This window comes from Streptococcus sp. 79, assembly GCF_013277425.1.
In the GTDB taxonomy this organism is placed as follows: Bacteria; Bacillota; Bacilli; order Lactobacillales; family Streptococcaceae; genus Streptococcus; species Streptococcus pseudopneumoniae.
This window is the reverse complement of the sequence record NZ_VMMW01000018.1, coordinates 1-19941: the sequence shown is the minus strand read 5'-3', so window position 1 is coordinate 19941 and position 19941 is coordinate 1. Positions and strand designations below refer to the sequence as shown.

General features: G+C 41.1%; 26 protein-coding genes and 4 pseudogenes. 28 read left to right on the top strand and 2 right to left on the bottom strand.

Going from position 1 to position 19941, the window contains the following annotated elements; all coding sequences use genetic code 11:
* Nucleotides 1-2: 2 nt before the first annotated feature.
* From HT729_RS04505 to HT729_RS04495, 3 genes are read left to right on the top strand one after another with little or no spacing between them, the layout of a single operon-like run.
* The gene (locus HT729_RS04505; protein ID WP_023937170.1) at nucleotides 3-263 is read left to right on the top strand and encodes a DUF1372 family protein; all 261 of its coding nucleotides are present in this window, start codon (nucleotides 3-5) and stop codon (nucleotides 261-263) included.
* Nucleotides 260-751: a MazG-like family protein gene (locus tag HT729_RS04500; RefSeq protein ID WP_001093849.1), complete on the top strand. Its 492-nt coding sequence runs from the start codon at nucleotides 260-262 to the stop codon at nucleotides 749-751. The genes HT729_RS04505 and HT729_RS04500 overlap by 4 nt, the downstream gene beginning before the upstream one ends.
* Nucleotides 748-1131: a YopX family protein gene (locus tag HT729_RS04495; protein ID WP_172931720.1), complete on the top strand. Its 384-nt coding sequence runs from the start codon at nucleotides 748-750 to the stop codon at nucleotides 1129-1131. The genes HT729_RS04500 and HT729_RS04495 overlap by 4 nt, the downstream gene beginning before the upstream one ends.
* A gap of 20 nt (nucleotides 1132-1151) precedes the next feature.
* Here the strand turns inward: HT729_RS04495 and HT729_RS04490 are convergent, their stop codons facing one another.
* Together HT729_RS04490 and HT729_RS04485 are read right to left on the bottom strand one after the other, a co-directional pair.
* Nucleotides 1152-1505 (bottom strand): type II toxin-antitoxin system PemK/MazF family toxin, encoded by a 354-nt coding sequence (locus HT729_RS04490; protein WP_112445311.1) that lies wholly within the window; start codon nucleotides 1503-1505, stop codon nucleotides 1152-1154.
* Nucleotides 1489-1704, bottom strand: a complete 216-nt coding sequence (locus HT729_RS04485) for an AbrB family transcriptional regulator (protein ID WP_001098945.1) — start codon at nucleotides 1702-1704, stop codon at nucleotides 1489-1491. Before HT729_RS04485 ends, HT729_RS04490 begins: the two co-directional genes overlap by 17 nt.
* Before the next feature lie 129 nt (nucleotides 1705-1833).
* On the opposite strand from HT729_RS04485, the gene HT729_RS04480 reads away from it, so the two are divergent.
* From HT729_RS04480 to HT729_RS04360, 25 genes and pseudogenes are all read left to right on the top strand, one after another.
* Complete coding sequence (locus HT729_RS04480; protein ID WP_001237927.1) at nucleotides 1834-2280, top strand: ArpU family phage packaging/lysis transcriptional regulator; 447 nt, start codon at nucleotides 1834-1836, stop codon at nucleotides 2278-2280.
* Between the two features lie 495 nt (nucleotides 2281-2775).
* Nucleotides 2776-3216, top strand: a complete 441-nt coding sequence (locus HT729_RS04475; RefSeq protein WP_172931719.1) for a terminase small subunit — start codon at nucleotides 2776-2778, stop codon at nucleotides 3214-3216.
* Nucleotides 3194-4492 (top strand): PBSX family phage terminase large subunit, encoded by a 1299-nt coding sequence (locus tag HT729_RS04470; protein WP_172931718.1) that lies wholly within the window; start codon nucleotides 3194-3196, stop codon nucleotides 4490-4492. The genes HT729_RS04475 and HT729_RS04470 overlap by 23 nt, the downstream gene beginning before the upstream one ends.
* Before the next feature lie 11 nt (nucleotides 4493-4503).
* Nucleotides 4504-5517 (top strand): annotated as a pseudogene (locus HT729_RS04465) (phage portal protein); the annotation flags it as partial.
* A gap of 134 nt (nucleotides 5518-5651) precedes the next feature.
* Complete coding sequence (locus tag HT729_RS04460) at nucleotides 5652-6185, top strand: hypothetical protein (protein WP_000588570.1); 534 nt, start codon at nucleotides 5652-5654, stop codon at nucleotides 6183-6185.
* A 210-nt stretch (nucleotides 6186-6395) separates the two neighbouring features.
* Nucleotides 6396-6851, top strand: a pseudogene (locus HT729_RS04455) (phage portal protein); the annotation flags it as partial.
* Complete coding sequence (locus HT729_RS04450) at nucleotides 6760-8223, top strand: minor capsid protein (protein WP_240164416.1); 1464 nt, start codon at nucleotides 6760-6762, stop codon at nucleotides 8221-8223. The pseudogene HT729_RS04455 and the gene HT729_RS04450, both read left to right, overlap by 92 nt.
* Nucleotides 8224-8443: 220 nt before the next feature.
* Nucleotides 8444-8623, top strand: coding sequence for a ribbon-helix-helix protein, CopG family (locus HT729_RS04445; protein WP_033675919.1), 180 nt, complete (start codon nucleotides 8444-8446; stop codon nucleotides 8621-8623).
* A 116-nt stretch (nucleotides 8624-8739) separates the two neighbouring features.
* Entirely contained in the window at nucleotides 8740-9015 is a 276-nt protein-coding gene (locus HT729_RS04440) for a hypothetical protein (protein WP_054392817.1), read from the top strand.
* Nucleotides 9016-9026: 11 nt separating this feature from the next.
* On the top strand, nucleotides 9027-9785 hold the full coding sequence (locus HT729_RS04435) for a phage antirepressor KilAC domain-containing protein (protein WP_172931716.1): 759 nt from the start codon (nucleotides 9027-9029) through the stop codon (nucleotides 9783-9785).
* Between the two features lie 113 nt (nucleotides 9786-9898).
* Nucleotides 9899-10468: a DUF4355 domain-containing protein gene (locus HT729_RS04430; protein ID WP_001001558.1), complete on the top strand. Its 570-nt coding sequence runs from the start codon at nucleotides 9899-9901 to the stop codon at nucleotides 10466-10468.
* A 5-nt stretch (nucleotides 10469-10473) separates the two neighbouring features.
* Entirely contained in the window at nucleotides 10474-11316 is an 843-nt protein-coding gene (locus tag HT729_RS04425; RefSeq protein ID WP_172926143.1) for a N4-gp56 family major capsid protein, read from the top strand.
* An 11-nt stretch (nucleotides 11317-11327) separates the two neighbouring features.
* Nucleotides 11328-11510 (top strand): Rho termination factor N-terminal domain-containing protein, encoded by a 183-nt coding sequence (locus HT729_RS04420; protein WP_000054933.1) that lies wholly within the window; start codon nucleotides 11328-11330, stop codon nucleotides 11508-11510.
* Entirely contained in the window at nucleotides 11500-11688 is a 189-nt protein-coding gene (locus HT729_RS04415) for a hypothetical protein (protein WP_000669344.1), read from the top strand. Before HT729_RS04420 ends, HT729_RS04415 begins: the two co-directional genes overlap by 11 nt.
* A gap of 1 nt (nucleotide 11689) precedes the next feature.
* Entirely contained in the window at nucleotides 11690-12001 is a 312-nt protein-coding gene (locus HT729_RS04410; RefSeq protein WP_000021227.1) for a phage head-tail connector protein, read from the top strand.
* Nucleotides 11982-12320, top strand: a complete 339-nt coding sequence (locus HT729_RS04405; RefSeq protein WP_000478948.1) for a hypothetical protein — start codon at nucleotides 11982-11984, stop codon at nucleotides 12318-12320. The genes HT729_RS04410 and HT729_RS04405 overlap by 20 nt, the downstream gene beginning before the upstream one ends.
* A complete protein-coding gene (locus HT729_RS04400; RefSeq protein WP_007284942.1) occupies nucleotides 12295-12810 on the top strand; it encodes an HK97-gp10 family putative phage morphogenesis protein in 516 nt (171 codons plus the stop codon). Before HT729_RS04405 ends, HT729_RS04400 begins: the two co-directional genes overlap by 26 nt.
* The gene (locus tag HT729_RS04395) at nucleotides 12807-13175 is read left to right on the top strand and encodes a hypothetical protein (RefSeq protein WP_000608236.1); all 369 of its coding nucleotides are present in this window, start codon (nucleotides 12807-12809) and stop codon (nucleotides 13173-13175) included. The genes HT729_RS04400 and HT729_RS04395 overlap by 4 nt, the downstream gene beginning before the upstream one ends.
* A gap of 2 nt (nucleotides 13176-13177) precedes the next feature.
* The gene (locus HT729_RS04390; protein WP_000880679.1) at nucleotides 13178-13591 is read left to right on the top strand and encodes a phage tail tube protein; all 414 of its coding nucleotides are present in this window, start codon (nucleotides 13178-13180) and stop codon (nucleotides 13589-13591) included.
* A gap of 4 nt (nucleotides 13592-13595) precedes the next feature.
* Complete coding sequence (locus HT729_RS04385) at nucleotides 13596-13976, top strand: DUF6096 family protein (protein WP_001207822.1); 381 nt, start codon at nucleotides 13596-13598, stop codon at nucleotides 13974-13976.
* A 38-nt stretch (nucleotides 13977-14014) separates the two neighbouring features.
* Complete coding sequence (locus HT729_RS04380; RefSeq protein WP_172925174.1) at nucleotides 14015-14365, top strand: hypothetical protein; 351 nt, start codon at nucleotides 14015-14017, stop codon at nucleotides 14363-14365.
* Nucleotides 14352-14897, top strand: a pseudogene (locus HT729_RS04375) (hypothetical protein); the annotation flags it as partial. The gene HT729_RS04380 and the pseudogene HT729_RS04375, both read left to right, overlap by 14 nt.
* 1315 nt (nucleotides 14898-16212) lie before the next feature.
* Complete coding sequence (locus HT729_RS04370; RefSeq protein WP_172931721.1) at nucleotides 16213-18255, top strand: hypothetical protein; 2043 nt, start codon at nucleotides 16213-16215, stop codon at nucleotides 18253-18255.
* A gap of 8 nt (nucleotides 18256-18263) precedes the next feature.
* A complete protein-coding gene (locus tag HT729_RS04365) occupies nucleotides 18264-18614 on the top strand; it encodes a DUF6711 family protein (protein WP_000068028.1) in 351 nt (116 codons plus the stop codon).
* Nucleotides 18615-18618: 4 nt separating this feature from the next.
* Nucleotides 18619-19941: pseudogene (locus tag HT729_RS04360) on the top strand (peptidase S74); the annotation flags it as partial.

The window sequence follows — 19941 nt, the reverse complement described above, 5'->3', positions numbered from 1 at the left end:
GATTGAAACGATTCATAGCAATCTGGATTCTGGTATCTGCTGGACTAAACATCTGGCAGATGGACAGGATTGCAGAACTAGAAAAGAAAAAGCCGATGGTTATCTACAAGGCGGATAACGCAGGCGCTGAGATATTTGGTAAGGTCGTCGAGAAAGGACGACATGGCAAATTATACACGCTTACGATTCGTGACTACGGCATTTTCGTAGTTACTAAGGACGTGTATGAGAAGATTAGAGTAGGGGATGAGGTACTACTATGAACACACTAGAAAAAGTCAAACAATGGTTTATTGACCGTGATTTAGAAAACGGTGGACGACTAGACAAGCAGTCATTAAAACTTAGCGAAGAGTTCGGTGAGTTGTGCGCAGGCTATCTCAAGAAGAATGAGAAGCTGACCAAGGATAGCATTGGAGATTGCGCAGTCGTGATTGTCGGTCTGGGATTGTTGAGCAAAGTGGATTTGGATAGTATTTTTGAAGAGTCGAAGAATGTTAGAAAGAACGATATTATGACATCATTCGCGTACGCAAATACATGTATTAGCAACATTCAAACAGAACAACATCTGAAACTTATGACCTTACGTATAAAATCATTGACTCTATTGATTGGTCATCTAAAATCAATCAGCAAGTCGCTAGGTTATGATTTTGAAGAGTGTTTTGAACTGGCATACCAAGAAATCAAAGATCGCAAGGGTCGTTGGATTGATGGCAGCTTTGTGAAGGAGGAGGATTTGGCATGACACCAAAATTTAGAGTGTGGGATAGCGTAGAAAAGAAATTCGTAGAACATTTTTTTATCACAGATAACGGCTTGATTTGCAACATGGAAAAACCAACATCGGACTCCAAACTTCTTATTCCTATCGAAAAGTCAGAATTGATCCTCATGCAATCAACAGGACTCAAGGATAAGAACGGCAAAGAGGTCTTTGTCGGAGATATTATCAAATGCACAAGAGGATGTCCACATGAAGTGTATTTAGAAAAAGAATATGGTGGTACATTCATAGGTGGAATGCCAGCTGTATACCTAAAAGACTTGGGAGAAGGATATGCGTGGACTGAGCATGAAGAAGTCATCGGCAACATCTACGAAAACCCTGAATTTTTGGAGGAATAAAAAAGCCCAATCCATAAGGACTAGGCTTCGAAGATGAAATTGTAGAGTTGGACAACCTTCTGAAAACTGGTTGTATCCATGGTTGTGATTTTTTGAGCCCTGCGCTCTCTAAAGTCAAAAGTATAGAGTTGGAGTGGATTGACAGAGCCATCTACCTTATTGGAACGCACAGGAACGAGCAGACCTTGTTCTTCTAGTCTGCTTTGACCGTGTGTAATAGGGCATACAGCAACAAATCCCGTCCGCTCCGAATATTCTCTACGCGAGACGACAATAGCAGGACGGCGTTTCTGAATCTCACGTCCAACAGACGGGTCGAAGTCAATCCAGATGATGTCCTGTTTTTCTGGAATGTAATCATATTTCGCTGTCAAGGAATTTTACCCCTTCAAAGTCATCTTCCATGCGTAGGTCTGCATCGCCGCTAAATGGGTCTGGAATTTTTGGAGCTAGGACAATGACATTATCTACACCCTTGTAGACAAACATTTCCTGACCTTCTGGAACATTGAGTGTTTTGGGAATGGTCACAGTGACAGAGTTCCCAACCTTACGAGTTTTAACAGTATTCATTTGTTTCTCCTTTATTTTGTATACATACAGTATACATATAAAAACGGAACAAAGCAAGAAAAAAGCCAGCACAGCTGACTCCTTTGTGATATGTTCGCTAAAAATATTATATCATAAAGGAGCGATGTTGTGAGGTTATTAAAAAGCGTTGACGTGCAATTTACCAAAAAAAATGTATATGACGTTCTAGAGAGTTATCGCTCGTATGTCCGAATGGCAGGCGCTGAGTATTTGCCTAAAATTACAACGACCTACTCATTTGAACCAAAGACGTTTACTGGTAAGAACACAGCCACTGAGAATATGGTTATCGAACATGTGGATGCAGAGGCAGAGGTTTTGGAAATTGAGAGAGCTGTGAACTGCATTATGGATCCATACGTTCGGCAGGTTATAGCAAAGAAGTACATGGATATGAAAATCCAATTATCAGACAAGGCTATCTATATGGACTTAGGCTATTCTGAAAGTGAGTTCTATCGCATGCTTAGTAGAGGTGCTTTGGAATTTGCGGAAGCCTATCGAAAAGGTAAGCTGATTGTCTTTCGTAAATTTTTGGGAGATATTTGCAAGTAAATTGCTAGGAAATGGCTTATTTTACATGGTAAAATAGTATTGTCAAGTGATAGGTCAATTGACGTCTCCTTTATACTTTATTATATTTTTCCGAGGCTTCGGCCTCTTAGACAGTAAGGACAGGTTAGCAGGTTGTTTGGGTCTCCTTGAAACTTTTACCAAACGTGCGTTTTACTGCTAGACCAGTTGGTTCGATTCCAGCTGCTGTCATTTGAGTGTTTGTGTCCCAGAATGGGGTAGGCAGTAGGCTTAGCATTCATATATCACTCATTAACTTACAAATGGTTGCGGAGCGACTAGACCTTGCATGATTGCGTAGCTAATTATACTCCGGATAAGTTATAAGCTAGAGGGTTTGATTCCCTCAGAGGTTGTAAAGACTACAAAAAATAAAAAAGAAGTCAAAATTTAATACACAAGCAAGGTTGTAGTCGTCTTGCAGGAAGGTCGCACATCGTGTGACTTTTTATTTTGTCGAAAGGTGGTGATGGAAAATTGAGTGGATTGAGAATAAAACAAAAGAGATTCGCAGATGAGTACATCATCTCAGGTAATGCGACGGAAGCTTATAAGAAAGCAGGTTATAGTGTTTCTAGCGATAGGGTGGCAGGTGTCGAAGGACATAAATTACTAAAGAATCCTAAGATTAAAAGCTATATAGATGAACGACTGAAGCAGCTTGATTCTGAGAAAATTGCAGATCAGCAAGAAGTCCTTAGTTATCTAACATCAGTAATGCGAGGAGAGATGCAAGAACAGACCTTGATAAGCATAGGAGAGTTAGGTCAAACGATTACGGATATTGATGTCGGAGCAAAAGATCGAATCAAGGCAGCCGAACTTTTAGGAAAACGGCATAGGCTTTGGACAGACAAGGTAGAGGCTGACGTTTCTGGAACGGTGGTGTTTGCGAATGAGTCAGACATACCAGATTAAACAGAATGATATTGTTGTTGACCTACCAAAAACAATAGGCGTTGGGTACGGACAGTTTTGGCGCTCAAGACATCTTTATCGTGTTGTAAAAGGTTCCCGTGGTTCGAAGAAGTCCAAGACAACTGCATTAAATTACGTTGTCCGTCTTTTGAAATATCCTTGGGCTAACTTGCTTGTCATTCGTAGATATTCGAATACAAACAAACAATCTACCTATACGGATTTTAAATGGGCGTGTAATGTGTTAGGTGTGACTCATTTATTTAAATTCAACGAGTCTTTGCCTGAAATAACTATAAAAGCGACCGGTCAAAAAATCCTGTTTCGTGGTCTGGATGATGAACTAAAAATCACATCTATCACGGTCGATGTCGGCAGTCTTTGTTGGGCATGGTTCGAGGAAGCGTATCAAATTGAGACTGAAGACAAGTTCAGTACGGTTGTTGAGTCAATCCGTGGTAGCTTAGACGTACCTGATTTCTTTAAACAAATCACAGTCACATTTAACCCGTGGAATGAGAGGCACTGGCTCAAACGTGTGTTTTTTGATGAAGAAACGAGACGAGCTGATACATTCGCTACTACGACTACTTATAAATGCAACGAGTGGCTTGATGAAGTCGATATCAAACGATATGAGGATTTGTATCACACGAACCCGAGACGGGCTAGAATCGTATGTGATGGCGAGTGGGGAGTTGCTGAAGGTTTAATCTATGAAAACGTGACTGTCAAAGAATTCAATAAAGATGAACTACTACAAGATTCAGCTAATAAATTATGTATCGGTCTTGACTTTGGTTTCACTCACGACCCGACTGCTTTGTGCTGTTCATTGATAAATGATACGACGAAAGAGATTTATGTCTTTGATGAGGCGTATAAAGTCGGATTGATAACCAAAGAAGTTGCGAAGATGATAAAAGACAAAGGTTATCATCGCTCACAAATCATTGCCGATAGTGCTGAATTGCGACTGATTGAGGAACTAAGGTCAGAACATGGAATATCTCGAATTAAAGAGAGTCGGAAAGGTAAGGATAGTATTATGGCTGGCGTATCCAAGTTACAAGGATACGCTATTTATGTGCATCCGAATTGTAAAAACATCATGGATGAATTTTATAGCTATTGTTATCAACAAGACAAAGAAGGAAATTGGCTGAATAAACCAGAAGATAAAAACAACCACTTGATGGATGCTCTACGTTACAGCCTTCAATGTATCGAAGGTGGGAAAGCAACCGTCCGCAGACGTTCTGATTATGGTCTATAGAGAGGAAAGACATGTACCAATATTTAACCTATCCACGGGATGGATACGATGAGGGTTCTTTGAAGAAAGACCTGATTTACAAATTGATAACGATACATAGCACTGAAGGCTCGCATTTGAAGAAGCTTAAAAGCTACTATTTGGGTGAGCATGCTATCTTAGAACACACGAGACGCAACGTGAACGCACCTAATTACAAGACGGTAGCCAATCATGCCAAGGATATCGCAGACACGGCTACGGGCTATTTTATGGGCAATCCTATCAAGTATAACAATACTGCTGACGGTGATATCGATGAACTACTTACAGCCTTTGATGGTGCTGAGATTGACCAAGTAGATGCTCAGAATGCTTTGAACATGGCCATCTATGGTCGTGCTTACGAGTACATCTATGCTAAAGAGGGATTGACTGAGTTGGACTCAACTAGTATTGACCCAGAAAACACCTTCATGGTCTACGATGATAGCATTGAGCGGAAGCCCTTGTTTGCGGTCTATTACTATGAAGTAAAAGACGATACGAAAGACACTACCAAGCACCAGGCTGAGGTCTTTACCGAAAATCTGCACTATCACATGGTGCTGAGAAGTACAGATTCAGGAACAACTCAGAGCGAGGAGGCAACACCTCACAACCTTGGTCAAATCCCAATTATCGAATATCGCAACAATCACTTTGCAATTGGTGACTATGAGCAACAAATTAGCTTGATAGACGCTTATAATTCCTTGATGGGGAATCGTGTCAATGATAAGGAACAGGCTGTAGAGTCTATACTTGTCTTGTATGGCACGCAGTTAGCAGACACTCCAGAAGATGCCAAGGTAGCGATGAAGATTCTTTCTGAAGAAGGTCTTTTGGAATTGCCGGGCGATAGTGCAAGAGCCGAGTTCTTGAAGAATACGCTGGATGAAAGTGCTACGGAAATCTTGCGTACAGCTCTTAAAGAGGACATCTACACATTTAGCCATGTGCCGAATCTTACTGATGAGAACTTCGCAGGGAATACATCAGGGGTAAAATAGTTGCCCTCCTCAAAGGTAACTTTGAGGTAATAAATCGGGTTAAAATTGGAAGGCGCAAAACAGTAATAACCTAGATATTTATATTCTGTTATGGTATAATAAGAGTATAAATATCTAGGAGAAAATGAATGATAAAAGATAAAATGCACAAACATCTAAATCAAGTTTATTACTCTATGTTAGCAAGGTGTTATGATGAAAAACATTGGGCTTATAAATGGTATGGGAAACGTGGAATAGGTGTTTCTGATGAATTTAGTGATGTAGCTAAGTTCAGAAGTTGGGCAATGCAAAACGGAGTAGAATTTGGTTTGCAATTAGATAGGATAGATAATGACAAAGACTACTCACCAAGTAATTGTAGGTGGGTTCCTGAACATACAAATAAACGTAATCGTTCTGATAACGTTAAGTATAAGGGATATATCTTGAGAGACTATCTAAAAAAATTATCTGAAGAAAACAACATTTCTTTTTCAACTCTTGTCTACAGATATTATCGTTCCATAAAACGAGATGATATAATCGTTAATGATGAAACAATAGATGATATCTTATTGAATTATAAAAAATACGATTTAAGACAATTTTCAAAAGGTGTGGACATGTCTGGTAAGACAATTGTTCGAGATGAAAAAGGGAGATTTGTGACATATTACTGAAGCTAATCAATTACCACTGCTGGTAGAAATATCAGTAAGGTTTAACGACTAGATAGAGTAAGCTAAGTGAGAAACGGTACATAGTATCGTTTTTTTATATGCAGAAATATCCACGAAATCCGACACCCTGATAAGGGTGAAGAGATAGTCTGAACTTACGGGAAACCGTAAGAAGTAGAGGATAAAGAGCCTCTACGGTAACAAAATTGAGCTATGGAATTTAAGCTGATGGGCCTTGAGATGATTACTAAGACCAAGGAAGCGAACTATAAGCGTGGATTAAGACAACGTATTGCGATTTTTGCTCATTACTTGGGTATGAAGCAGATTGCTTTAGAGTCTCATTCAATCGTTCCGCAATTCAGTCGTGGTTTGCCTAAAAACTTACTAGAAATCTCTCAGATCGTGAATAACTTGGAAGGTAAAGTGACAAATAGACAGCTTATTTCTCTCTTGCCGTTTGTGGAAGACCCTGACGCTGAGCTGGAAGCCTTGGAAGAAGAGAAAAAGAAGAACATGGAAGACATGCCGATGTTCAACAAAGACAACACGAAACCCGAAGACGAGGTAGAGGATGAAGAATCAGGAGTATTGGGCGAAGAGGAAAGCCAATCTGATTTACCAGCAGATGGACAAGGCCGAAAAGCAGGCAGACCAGTTCGATAAGGTCTATCAGGAAGCCAAGACTTACTTGGATAAGGAAGTCAATAAGATTTTTGATAAGTTCCAACGTGATTATGGTCTAAGTCAGGTAGAAGCTAGACAAGTCTTGAAGAACATGAAAGACAAGAAAAATCTGAATGAACTTCGTAAAGTACTTGAAGCGAGACCGAATGACCCGAACATCCAAAGATTACTAGCTGACTTAGATAGTTCGGCTTATTCTTTCCGTATGAAGCGTCTAGAGCGTTTGAGTGATGATTTAGATCGTATGCGTGAATCTATCTATCATTCAGAGAAGACGGGCTCAGACGCCTTCTATAGCGACCTGATGAAGGATAGTTACTACAAGGCTACCTTTGACCTGCAACAGCAGACAGGGCTGGCATATGGCTTTTCTGGGCTTCCTGAGAGCGAGATTAAACATCTACAGTCTTTTAGTTGGGTAGGAGATGGAAGTACCTACTCAACAAACATCTGGAAGAATACGGGGAAGCTTACTTCTAGCATAAAAGATGAACTACTCATGAGCCTCATGACAGGAAGAGGAACACGAGAAACGGCACAAGCAATTGCTGAGAGGTTCAATGTAGGTCAGAACGATGCAAGACGTTTGGTTCGGACAGAATCAGCCTTTTTTCACAACCAAATGGAACTACTCAGCTATGAGGAAGCAGACATAGAAAAGTATATCTTTGTGGCCGTCTTAGACAAGCGTACATCACGCATTTGTCAGGAGCATGACAATCAGGTCTATGATAGGGATAAGGCTGTCCCTGGTGTCAATTGCCCGCCTATGCACCCTTGGTGTAGGTCTACTACTGTCGCACACGACGAGGATGCAGACTACAGCAAGCTGAAGCGCAGAGCAAGGAATCCAGAAACAGGTAAGACCGAGCTAGTACCTGCTGATATGACTTATAAAGAGTGGTATAGCAAGTATGTGGATGGTAATATAGAGTCTATCAAACATGATGAAGGAACGCCTAAAACAACTAGTGATATATTGTTTGAAGAAAGGTTACCTAAAGCAGCTGAAGAAAAAGTTTTAAGCCACTTTGATTTCTTTAATAACTCAAGAATAGTTTTGAGACCTGAACGGTTTGAGCATATATTGGAAGGTCATTCTGATATAGGTGATGATGTAGAGGGAATTGTTCATGGGGTAATAAAAAAGCCTGATATGATTTTGATAGATCATAAAAACGATAATAGCATTTTAGTTTTAGGTAAAAGTCTTGAGAATAGTGTAAATGTAGTTGTTAGATTATCAAATACAGACTTTGACAATTCAATAATAACAGCTATGAGAGTGTCTGACAAAACTCTGAAAAGACTACTTAATAAAAACAAAAAAATCTATGACAAAAATGAATAGATTTGATATAATTATTCTAAAGAGAAGTGAGGTAGAGATGATAGTGTCGCTACGCAACTTCATAGTATGAGATGACGGGACAGGCACACCGTCCACTACTCTTAAGCACCTAGAGAAATCTAAGTGCTTTTCTTATTTTTAATTTTTTCAAAAAACCTCTTGACTTTGTTGCTACAAAGTTATATACTGACATTGTAGCAACAAAAAGGAGGTGAGCAAATTGCTTGCACGAAAAGAACAATTCAAAGATAAGCCTAAAAATACCATGTTGCGAGTTCGAGTTGATGACGAAACGGTTGATAAACTTGAAGAAATTGCAAAAAAAACGGATAGCACGAAATCTAGTGTTATCCGAAAGGGTATTGACAAGTTATATCAAGAATTAAATAAACAAAAATAGCCTAGAACCCACTAACGCCAATCAGATGGTTCTAAGCTATCGCACGAAAGAAACTCTTTCTGAAATCATTATATCAGAAAAGAGCTTCTTTGTCATACCGCAAAGGAGTTTTTATAATGGCAAAAATTGAATTAACAGAAGAACAATTGACTCATCTAGGCTACGAGCTTGCAGATATTCGAAGAACGGTTGAAATGGCAACCAATATGACAGAAACCTTGGCTTGGGTTCAACTTAAGGACGATACAGCTTTTAAAGAAATGTCTAAAAAGTTCTTTGATACTTTTAATGAACAATTCGGTTTACTTCATTCAACACTAGATGAAATTGCTTTTATTTTGATGAACTCAACAGATAAAACAGAAATCTTAGGAAGTAAAATTTTTAACTAGGAGCATAAAAAATGGAACTACAAATTTTTAAAAATGAACAATTCGGAGAAGTGCGGACGGCAGAAGTTAATCAAGAAATTTATTTCAACTTAAAAGATTGTTGTCAGGTTTTGGAAATTAAAAATCACAACGACGCACTAAAACGGCTAAATAAGGATGGGGTCGTTACTACCGACCTCACCGACAGTCTAGGACGAACACAACAAGCCAACTTCATTAACGAAGCGAATTTCTATAAACTTGTTTTTCAATCTCGCAAACCAGAAGCAGAGAAATTTGCTGATTGGGTCACTAGCGAAGTGCTGCCCTCTATTCGTAAGCATGGCGCTTATATGACCGACCAAGTGGCCTATAATATCACACACAATAAACAAGCCTTAGCAGACTTGCTCCTTATGGCTGGTAATCAACTGAAAGAAAAAGAAGCAGTCATTAAACACTTGGAAGCTGAAAAAGCTGTACTTTCCGTTGAAAATACCATAATGAAACCGAAAGCAGACTATTTCGATGAACTAGTAGATAGAAACTTACTGACCAGCTTCCGAGAAACAGCAAAACAATTAAAAATCAAAGAGCGTAAGTTTATTGACTTCTTGATGGAGAAAAAATACATCTATCGAGATAAGAAAGGCAAGCTCCAACCAACAGCCAATAAAAACGATGGTTTGTTTGAGGTCAAGGAAACACTCAACGAAAAAACACAATGGTCTGGCACACAGACTCTCATAACACCTAAAGGCCGTGAAACCTTTAGACTACTATTTATTTAATTATGCCCTAACCGTATGGAATCCCGTACGGTTTTTATATTGTCCAAGCATTGAAGACTCTAAAAGCTATGGAAATGACAGTCGGGGACGACTTTAAAAATAGGAGGTTCGCAATGAACGAAGAAACACAAACAGTCGAAACGGTTGAAGAACAAAAGGTACCTGCAGAACCTGCACAACAACCGCAAGACGAGAAGAAGTACACGGACGCAGATGTCGATGCTATCATCGATAAGAAGTTTGCCAAGTGGAAGTCAGAGCAAGAAGCCAAGGAAAACGAAGCTAAGAAGCTTGCCAAGATGAACGCTGATGAGAAACAGAAATATCAGTTGGATCAGCGTGAGCAAGAACTAGCTGACCGTGAAAAGGCTATTGCTCGCAAGGAATTGACCGCAGAAGCTAAAGCAATGCTAAGTGAACGTGACTTACCTGTTGAGTTAGTGAATGTAGTTGATTTGACAAGCGCAGAGACGGTATCGCAGTCTGTCGCTGTATTACAGAAATCATGGGAACAAGCCGTGCAAAAAGGCGTACAAGAAAAGCTAAAAGGCGGAGCTCCAATGAAGCAAGCACCAGTCGATAGTGACGGTATCACAAAAGAAGAATTTGCTCGCATGGGTTATCAGAGTCGAAATGAACTCTATCAAAAGAACCCAGAACTCTATAAGAAATTGAAAGGTTAAAATAAATGACAGCAGGACAAACTAAACTAGCCACTATGGTTAACCCAGAAGTGATGGCGGACATGGTTTCCGCTAAACTACCTAAATTGATTAAATTTACTCCACTTGCTTATGTGGAAACAGCACTCCAAGGACAACCAGGGAACACTCTAACAGTTCCAGCATGGGAGTACGCAGGAGATGCGACTGAGGTTGGAGAAGGTCAAGCTATTTCTCCAGACAAATTGACTACTAAAAAGACTACTATGACCATCAAAAAGGCTGCTAAAGGTTATGAAATTACCGATGAAGCTCTTTTGTCAGGTCTTGGTGACCCACTAGGTCAAGCCACTTACCAGCTTGGTTTGGCTATTGCTAACAAGATTGATGATGATTTGGTAGCTGTGGCTAAGACTGCAACACAGCACGTTGCAGAAACTCCAACAACTCTTGAGGCAATTGATAAGGCTCTTGATATTTTTGAGGATGAAGAAGATGCACAGTATGTTGCTATCATCAACCCTAAAGATGCTACTAAGCTAAAAACTGCAGTAGCGAAAGAATGGATCAAAGGTTCAGAGCTTGGAGCAAATATGGTTGTTTCTGGGACCTTTGGTGAAGTTGCTGGTGTGCAAATCGTCCGCTCTAAAAAAGTTGAAGAAGGTAAAGGTTTCCTTGTCAAAGTGTCTCCTAGCCAGACTCAGACAGATGATGCCAATAAATATGGTGCGTTTGTTATCATGCTAAAACGTGATGTGGCTATCGAAACAGACCGTGACATCCTTAAAAAGACAACGGTTATCACTGGTGACAAACACTATGGTGTTTACCTATACGACCCTACACGAGTTGTAAAATTCGGTGAGTAAGAGGTGATGATATGAGCTTATTGCTACGACGTCATTATATCCAAGAGGAGCAAGCTGGCCAGTATTCTGATTTAGAAAATAAGACTTTAGAAGAGTTGAAGAATCTAGCTAAAGAAGCTGGCATAACTGGTGCCTATAAGTTATCAAAAGCTGAAATTGTAGAGGTGTTGGAGGATTTAAAAAGTGAAATTTAAAATCAAACAAGATTTCTATGACTGGGAATTAAATGTGAAACGACTGGCAGGAGAGGAACTTGAGATTACTGAGGAGCGCTATGCCGAGCTGGCAGATAATTTCGCCAGCAATGGTGTCGCTATCTCAGACGTTCTTGAGGAAATTCTCCCTGAGCCTGAGTTTTTAGAAGAGGATTGATATGTCTATAGAGTTGCTGAAGAAAATGACAGGCGAAGAAGATACTCAGCTTCTCATGTTGCTCCAAACGAGGGCTACAAATCTTATCTTGTCAGAGACGAATCGCACATCTTTGACACCTGCTTTAAGTCGCTTAATACCTGAGGTTGCTATCGAACTCCACAACCGCTCAGGAGCGGAAGGAGAGCATTCCAGAACCGAGGGTGGTATAGCAGTAGTCTACGGAGAAAACGGCCTGTCTACGGGTCTTTTACAGCGTATACGCATGCACAGATTAGCAAGGGTGGCAGGTCATGTTTTTGAAGCAGAGTAGACTGAAACCTTATCCAATGCGACGGTTTGAAAAGACTGTCACAGAGGAAGGCGTCGTAAAAGAAGGATATGCCAAGGAAGCTGAGACAGTCCGCCTTGAGTTGTGGCCAGCTAGCAGTAAGCTACAATCTGAGATGTATGGTGAGCGTGTCAATGATATTTTGAACGCAAATGCCAACAAGTCAGCTACTATCAAAGTGAAAGATGGTGTGTGTATCGATAGCCCGACGGAAGTGACTCACAGGGTTATCTCTAAAAAGGTCTACACATATCATCAAGTTTTGGAGTTAGAGCGTGTCAGAGCTACGAGGGGCAGATAGGCTCATAGCTAAATGTAGACGATTGGCTAGTAAAAAAACTGGCGAGGATATCGTCTTACGTGCGGTACACAATGCTGCTATAAAGGTTGTCCAAGCTGATGCTAAAAGACTAGCACCAGGCAACAATGGAGAACTTAGAAACAGTATCAAGACTAGGGTTAAAATGGACGGAGATAAGGCTATAGGTGAGGTTTACACAAATCTACACTATGCTCCTTATGTTGAGTTTGGAACAGGACCCAAGGGTCAGGCTAGCCATTCTGGTATCTCTCCAGAAGTCAGCGTGACTTATCGCTCTAGTCCGTGGTATGTGCATGAAGACCAAATCAATGTAGGGCCTTACCACTTTCAAAAGATTGGGGAGTTCTACAAGATGTATGGTCAACCTGCTCAGCCTTATCTTTATCCAGCTTTGAGAGACAATCAAGAGCGTGTGTCTAAGAATATTTCGGATTATGTCCGTAGAAAGATAAGAGAACAAATAAAATGATTAATATCAAGCCTGTTATTTATAAAGAATTGCAAAAGGTTGCAGATAATGTGACTGATACGTATCCTAGCGATTGGGAGACTTTTCCAGTCGTTATTTTTTTGGAAGAACAAAACAAGCCGGGTGATTGGTTTGATGACCAGGAACAAAAATCCTCTATCCGCTACAAGGTGGATATCTTTGATGATACAAGCACTAGTGAGTTAGCTGTTAAAATCAATCAGATTTTTGAGTCTTTAGGTTTACGAAGAACCGACTGCCAAGACGTGCCAGACCCGTCCCATTTGAGACATAAGGTCATGCGTTTTGAAGGGGTTGTTGACTTACACTCAGAGCTTGTTTTTCAATTTAGAATGGAGAATTAAACATGTTAGCAAACGGAATTACGCTTTCTTATAGCGAAACCAAAGGTAGCTATACTAAGCTTGTTGGATTGAAAGAAGTACCAGAGTTTGGTATCGAACCTGAAAAAGTAGAGAACACTACTCTTGAAGATAAAGTTAAGAAGTACGAATTTGGTATTGGTGATGCAGGGGAATTGGAATACAAGTTCTCTTATAACAATTCAAGCGAAACTGCTCCTTACCGTGTATTGCGTAAGGCAGCAGACGACAAGAAGAAACTCTACTTTGAACAAGCTTATCCAGACGGTACTAAGGTCAATTTTGAAGGCCAAGTATCTGTTAAACTGGGCGGTGGCGGTGTCAATGCCGTTATCGAGTTCACACTTAAGATTGCATTGCAGTCAGAATTGGAATTTACAGACGGTCTTGGAGGTTAATTAAATGGCGTTACCTTACTCAATTTGGAAGATTAGCGATGAGAAAGAGTTAAAACTACGACTTTCATCTCATCAAGCAGCAAAAGTTGAAGAAAAAATCGGTATGAACTTACTGAAAATCTTCATGCCTGAAGCTGGCGAAGAGTTTCCTTTGCCTCCTTTAAAAGTTGTATTGCTCTTGATTCATGGAGCTTTGCAAAAGTATGAGAATGGGTATTCTCTTGAGGATGTCTACGATCTATACGATGAATACGTGGATAATGGTGGAGACCAAACAACCTTCATGACAGAGGTTTTAATGCCACTCTTTGAAGTGTCGGGTTTTACTCCACGAGGAAGCAAGGGCAAGAAAACTTCCAAGAAGAAAATGACAGTAGTCGAGTAATCTTAACGGTAACGCAGATTATTGAGAGGCTTTATCCTATGTTTTTGGACATCGGGGGTAAGCCTCTTGATTTTTGGGATTTAACGGTGCTTGAAATCAGGGAAATGATTGAAAGCTACAACCGTGTCAAAATCCAAGAGCGTAAAGAGAAGATTATTGACTCGTACAGACTTTCGCAGATGATTTCCAATCACGTTTCTTTATTGTTATCCAAAGATGCCAAGGTCTTTGAGTTCTGGGAATATGCGCCTGAGTTGTTTGTAGAAGAACAACAAGCAGTAGAACAGGAACGACAGAGACAAGAGCTTTTGCTACATAAGGAACGGATGCGTGATTTTGCAGAAAGACACAATCGAAAAAGGAAGGAGGAAGCGAATGGCAACTCTTGATGAATTGAAGGTCATGATTGACGCTGAGATAGCGCCTTTCAGGAAGAAGATGAAAGAAGTCGAGAATCAGGTCAAAGGAACATCTGACCAAGTGAAGAACGCGACTGCCAAAATTCGTGAACAGTCGAGCTCAATCGGTAGCGCGTTTGGCAAGCTGGCTAAGTTTGCTGGTTTTGCAATCCTTGGTAAGAAATTGCTTGATGTTGGGATGTATTCAACGCAGACAGCTCTTGAAGTATCAGCGGCTATGAACCAAATTAAGCGCCAGATGGGTGAGAGTTCGCAATCTTTCTTAAAATGGGTTAACGATAACGCTAATGCCATGAATATGGGTGTGGGCGAGGCTACTAACTATGGTGCAGTCTACTCAAACTTATTTTCTGGATTTATCAAAGACACCAACAAACTAAGCGCCTATACTGCTAAGATGTTGCAGACATCGGCAGTTGTTGCTGAAGGTTCTGGGCGCACGATTACAGACGTTATGGAGCGGATTCGCTCAGGTTTGCTAGGGAATACGGAAGCGATAGACTTTTGTCGCACCGCTTAGAAATAGGCGGATTAAGAACTTACCAAAATCGGTAGAACTCTAAATTTTAAGTAATTAAAATATGACGATACCGAGGTAAACTAAGCAATTAAAAAAGCTTAGTCACCGTAGAGCATAGGGATTGAACCTGTGCTTTTTGTTTTGTCAAAAAGCATAGAATAAAATATCCCCACGAGTGGTAAGCACCTAAACAATTCGGTTGTAGGTGAAAATATATGCCGAACTTACAAGAAATTGTAAGAAGTATGGATAAAAAGCCATGCGATAACATTATTGAGAAGACCTAGGAATCAACGTCAACGTGGCTATGATTGAATCCACTGAAGCCTTTAAGAAGTTCGCAAACGGACAGAGCTGGCAACAGTTGGATTACCAAACCCAGCAACAAATCCGCCTAATGGCTATCCTGGAGCAGGCTACAGCTAAGTATGGGAATACCTTGTCTAATTCTGTAAATGGTCGTATCAGCCTGTTTAAGTCGCTGATGAAGGACGCAGCATTGAACCTTGGTAACTCTATGTTACCGATTATCAATGCCATTATGCCTGTCTTGAACTCTTTTGCCATGGTATTGAAGAACGTGACGGCTAAACTTGCGGAGTTTATCGCTTTGATGTTCAACAAGAAAGCAACAGTGAAAGATGGTGTTGGTGGAGCAGTTGGAGACATGGGTAACGCCATGAAAGACGCTGCAGGCGGAGCAGGAGACCTTGCCGACGCTGTTGACGACGCTGGAGATTCAGCAGGAGGACTTGCTGATAATCTTGGAGACTCAGCCAAAAACGCTAAGAAGGCCGCTAAAGAGTTGCTAGGTCTTTTGGGATTTGATGAGATTAACATCTTACAAAAACCAAAAGACGATGATGCAGGCGGTTCTGGCGGTGGCAAAGGTGGTAAAGGAAAGGGAGGCGGTGGCGGACCTTTCAAAGACATCTTGCCAGAAGTCGAGTTGACCGACATGGACAACCAGTTCAAGAGCATTTTTGACGGTCTTGGAGATAAGCTGAAAGGGTTGTTTGACCTCTTTAAAAAAGGTTTTGATGCAGCCTTTAGACCAGAAGGTATTGAACGCATTAAGACCGCCTTAGACCAAATAGCTAAGACAATGGGAGAAATCGCCACTGACCCAAGGGTTGTGAATGCCTTTAATCGCATGGCTGAGAAAATCGCTTATGCTTTAGGGCAAGTGACAGGCTCAATAGCTACTATCGGGCTAGGTATCGGTGTTTTCCTCGCTGAAAGTATTGCAAATGGTCTTGGAAGGCAAAAGGAACGCATTACCAGGGCGCTAGTTGCTTTGTTTGATAATATTGGTAACATTGCAGAGGCAGTAGGAAACATCGCTCAGGCCTTTTCTAGTGCTTTCTACGACGTCATTACCTCAACCGGTGCGGTTCGTATCGGTAGCGCTATTGTGTCAACTCTATTAAGCTTGACATCTACCATTGTTGAAGTCGGTAGCAAACTAGCAGGAAGTTTGTTTAAAGGTTTTGAAAAAGTCGTTGTGACAAGCGCTCCTAAAATTTCATCAATGCTTCAAAGTCTTTTGGACATTGTAGCTCCGATATTTGAAACTATTGAGAGTGTTGTTGATAAGTTTGGCGATGGCTTAAGTCGTGTTTATGATGAACATGTAGCCCCTGCTATTGACTCTATTGCTAATGCTTTTAATGGGCTAATTGATATTATTCAAATACTTTGGGAGAATTCTTGGCAACCTTTTGCTGAGTTCTTGTCTAACACATTCGGCATAAGTATTGAAACCGTCGCTGATTTATTAGGCGGTATCATACTAGAAGCATTGAAGTTACTAGCTGATACAATCAAGCTAGTTGCTGATGGTTTTACTGCTTTTTCTGACTGGTGTAAAGAAAATAAAGAGATTATCTCTGTAATTGCTAATGTGATTGGTACGCTTGCAACTGCATGGCAGGGGATTAAGTTCTTGTCTTGGGCTGAACAAGCTGGGGGACTTGCAGGAGCATTCGAATTATTAAGTAGTAAGGTTTCCTTTATTGTTAGCGGAATTAAAAATCTTGGACTAGCTTTGAAAGCTTTGACATTTGATAAATTGGTCAGCTTCGGAGAAACCATCTATTTGAATGCGTTGTACGCAAAAGATTTTGTTGTCAATTCAGGTAAAACAATTGCACAGCTAGGGAAAACTGCTTTAGAACTTGGTAAATCAGCTCTAGCATGGACTGCTCATACAGCGAAAATGGGATTAGCAACCGCGGCGGAATTTGCACATTCTGTGGCAGCAGGAGTCGCTACAGCTGCAACATGGGCTTTTAATGCAGCGTTAGCAGTTTTGACAAGTCCAATAACCTTAGTTATTGCAGCAATCGCAGCCTTAATTGCTATTGGTGTCTTGCTCTACCAAAATTGGGACACTGTTGTTGAGTTTGCTAAAACAGCATGGCAAGGACTATGTGATTTTATCAGTGGTATTTGTCAAGCGATTGGCGAATTTTTCAGCGGTCTATGGACGAAGCTACAAGAAATCTTTGAGCCAATAGGTCAATGGTTTGGCGAGAAGTTCCAGCAAGGATGGGATGCTATCGTTAATATCTTCACACCAATCGGTTCATGGTTCGGACAACGTTGGGCGGATGTGACGAGTGCTTTGGCTAATATCGGGGCATGGTTTACGGACATGTTCCAAAAAGCATGGACTGGTCTAACAAACATCTTCAGCAAACTAGGTTCATGGTTTGGCGAAAGGTGGAACGATGTTACAAGTGCGCTTTCCAGCGTTTCAAACTGGTTTGGTGAGATGTTCACTAATGCTTACAACGCAGTAAAAGATGCTTTTAGTTCTATCGGTGACTTCTTTAGTGGAGTTTGGGACACTGTTAAAAGTATCTTTGTAAATGCTGGTCAGATGGTCGGTGAGGCAGTAGGTGGAGCGTTTAAGAGCGCAGTCAATGCGGTTCTTGGAACGATTGAAAATGTGGTCAATGGCTTCATCGGCATGATTAATGGTGTTTTAGATGTTGTCAGAAACTTACCTGGTCTGGGATGGATTGGAAGTGTAAGCACAGTTAGCCTTCCTCGTCTTGCCCGTGGTGGTATCGTTGATAGTCCAACTATTGCCATGATTGGTGAAGCAGGTAAAGAGGCGGTCGTACCACTTGAAAATACAGGATTTATCCAAACACTTGGGCGAGTAGTCAGCAGTGCGGTAGTAAATGCCATGGCTGGTGTTGGTCCACAAGGTGGATTTTCTGGCGACGGCGACATCGTTATCCAAATCGCAGGCCATGAGTTCGGACGGGTAGCTATCCAAGAAATTAACAAGGAACATGAACGAGCAGGTCAAACCTTGCTCAAGATTTAGGAGGTTAAATGGCACAATTGACAATCAATGGGGTGGCTGTGAAGCCTCCCAAATCTTTTCAAGTCGGTATTCAAGATATCGATGGAGAGACAGGGCGTAATGCCAATGGCGACATGGTGCGTGACCGTATCACGACCAAACGCAAACTAGACTGTGAATGGGGTATGATGACTCAGGGAGAATTAAGTCAGCTTTTACATGCTGTATCATCTGAATTTTTTGAGGTGTCTTATCCAGACCCCATGGATGGCCAAGTCACAAAGACTTTCTATGTCGGTGATAGGACAGCTCCTAGCTATACCTTTACTGAGAAGTTTAAACCTTGGTCTGGCGCTAAATTTAATCTGGTAGAGAGGTAAGAAAATGGACGCTTTAACTAGACGACAATTTGACAGAGCCATGTTTGCCAAGAAAAGGACGCTGGCTATTCGTGTTGGTGATTATACTTCACGGGATATCAAAGAGGCTAGTTTTGAGTATGGCTACATCAAGGGCGATATTTATAAGCCTGGTGGAACCTGCGCTGGTAGCGGTAAAATTACCTTTACCAGTATCATTACCACGTTCAATAAGCTGGATACCCTGCACCCTGAGATTGGTCTACTGGTTGGGGATACCTACCAGTGGGTCAAGATGGGGGAATACTTCATCAACGATATTGAGATTGACCGAAACCGCAACACAACCACACTTGAACTTATGGATGGTATGTTTAAGCTCAATCGTGAGTATGTGACAGATTTGCATTTCCCAGCTGAAGTACGAGAGGTTATTCAGGAAATCTGCCTGAAAACAGGCATTGAGTTAGCGAATGACTATTTCGGAATCAGCGCGATGCGTTACCATGTCGAGCAAGTTCCTGAAGGAAAGAAACTTTCATTTAGGGATATGCTGAGCGCTATGACTCAGATGATAGGGATGTCTTGTTTCTTCAACCGAGAAGGGAAGATGGAAATCCGTGATTTAACTGAGTCAAATATCACGATAAACGCAGACAGTTACTTCCTACATGGTTTAACCAAGAGTGAGATTGAGTATCAGATAGCTGGTATTACTTGTAAGACAGATAAGAAGCCTCTTACGGTTGGTATGAAGACAGGTCGGTCTTTGGAACTAGACAATGTCTTCATGACCCAGAGCGCCTTAAACGACCTGTATTACAAGCTGAAAAACCTGACTTACTATCCGTATAATCTCAACTACCAAGGGCATTTACTGCTTGAGGTTGGGCAGTGGGTAACCATTCAGACCAACAAGAAAGAAACCTTTAAAGTTCCTGTCTTAAGTCAGAGCTTTACTTTCAAAGGTGGTCTAAGAGGTCGTATCAGCGCAGATAGTAAAGCTGGAAATGATACGCAGTATTCTTACGAGGGTACGATTACCAAGCAGATTAAGCAACAAGATGGCTTTGAAGCGAAAATCCAAGCGCAGATTGAAGCAGCAGATAAAGATTTTGACCAAAAGGTCGACAAAATCAAAAAGGACTTTAACGATCAAGTAGAACTTGCCAAGGCCAAAGCGGAAGAAGTCAAGCAAGAAGTGTCTGACACTATCAATCAGCGTTTCAATAGCTTTCATGATGAACCTTTACGAGAATCAAGGCGCAAGGCTGAGGAAGCTTTGAAACAAGCTGGCGCAAGTAGCTCTCTTGCTCAGGAAGCCAAGCGGATTGGGCTGGATTCTGTT

Coding starts and splice junctions, on each gene's coding strand:
- HT729_RS04470 (WP_172931718.1), top strand. CDS start 3,194: ATGAGTCAGACATACCAGATTAAACAGAATGATATTGTTGTTGACCTA.
- HT729_RS04365 (WP_000068028.1), top strand. CDS start 18,264: ATGGCACAATTGACAATCAATGGGGTGGCTGTGAAGCCTCCCAAATCT.
- HT729_RS04425 (WP_172926143.1), top strand. CDS start 10,474: ATGACAGCAGGACAAACTAAACTAGCCACTATGGTTAACCCAGAAGTG.
- HT729_RS04390 (WP_000880679.1), top strand. CDS start 13,178: ATGTTAGCAAACGGAATTACGCTTTCTTATAGCGAAACCAAAGGTAGC.
- HT729_RS04420 (WP_000054933.1), top strand. CDS start 11,328: ATGAGCTTATTGCTACGACGTCATTATATCCAAGAGGAGCAAGCTGGC.
- HT729_RS04385 (WP_001207822.1), top strand. CDS start 13,596: ATGGCGTTACCTTACTCAATTTGGAAGATTAGCGATGAGAAAGAGTTA.
- HT729_RS04495 (WP_172931720.1), top strand. CDS start 748: ATGACACCAAAATTTAGAGTGTGGGATAGCGTAGAAAAGAAATTCGTA.
- HT729_RS04440 (WP_054392817.1), top strand. CDS start 8,740: ATGGCAAAAATTGAATTAACAGAAGAACAATTGACTCATCTAGGCTAC.
- HT729_RS04460 (WP_000588570.1), top strand. CDS start 5,652: ATGATAAAAGATAAAATGCACAAACATCTAAATCAAGTTTATTACTCT.
- HT729_RS04485 (WP_001098945.1), bottom strand. CDS start 1,704: ATGAATACTGTTAAAACTCGTAAGGTTGGGAACTCTGTCACTGTGACC.
- HT729_RS04430 (WP_001001558.1), top strand. CDS start 9,899: ATGAACGAAGAAACACAAACAGTCGAAACGGTTGAAGAACAAAAGGTA.
- HT729_RS04405 (WP_000478948.1), top strand. CDS start 11,982: ATGTTTTTGAAGCAGAGTAGACTGAAACCTTATCCAATGCGACGGTTT.
- HT729_RS04410 (WP_000021227.1), top strand. CDS start 11,690: ATGTCTATAGAGTTGCTGAAGAAAATGACAGGCGAAGAAGATACTCAG.
- HT729_RS04450 (WP_240164416.1), top strand. CDS start 6,760: ATGAAGAATCAGGAGTATTGGGCGAAGAGGAAAGCCAATCTGATTTAC.
- HT729_RS04395 (WP_000608236.1), top strand. CDS start 12,807: ATGATTAATATCAAGCCTGTTATTTATAAAGAATTGCAAAAGGTTGCA.
- HT729_RS04380 (WP_172925174.1), top strand. CDS start 14,015: ATGTTTTTGGACATCGGGGGTAAGCCTCTTGATTTTTGGGATTTAACG.
- HT729_RS04435 (WP_172931716.1), top strand. CDS start 9,027: ATGGAACTACAAATTTTTAAAAATGAACAATTCGGAGAAGTGCGGACG.
- HT729_RS04500 (WP_001093849.1), top strand. CDS start 260: ATGAACACACTAGAAAAAGTCAAACAATGGTTTATTGACCGTGATTTA.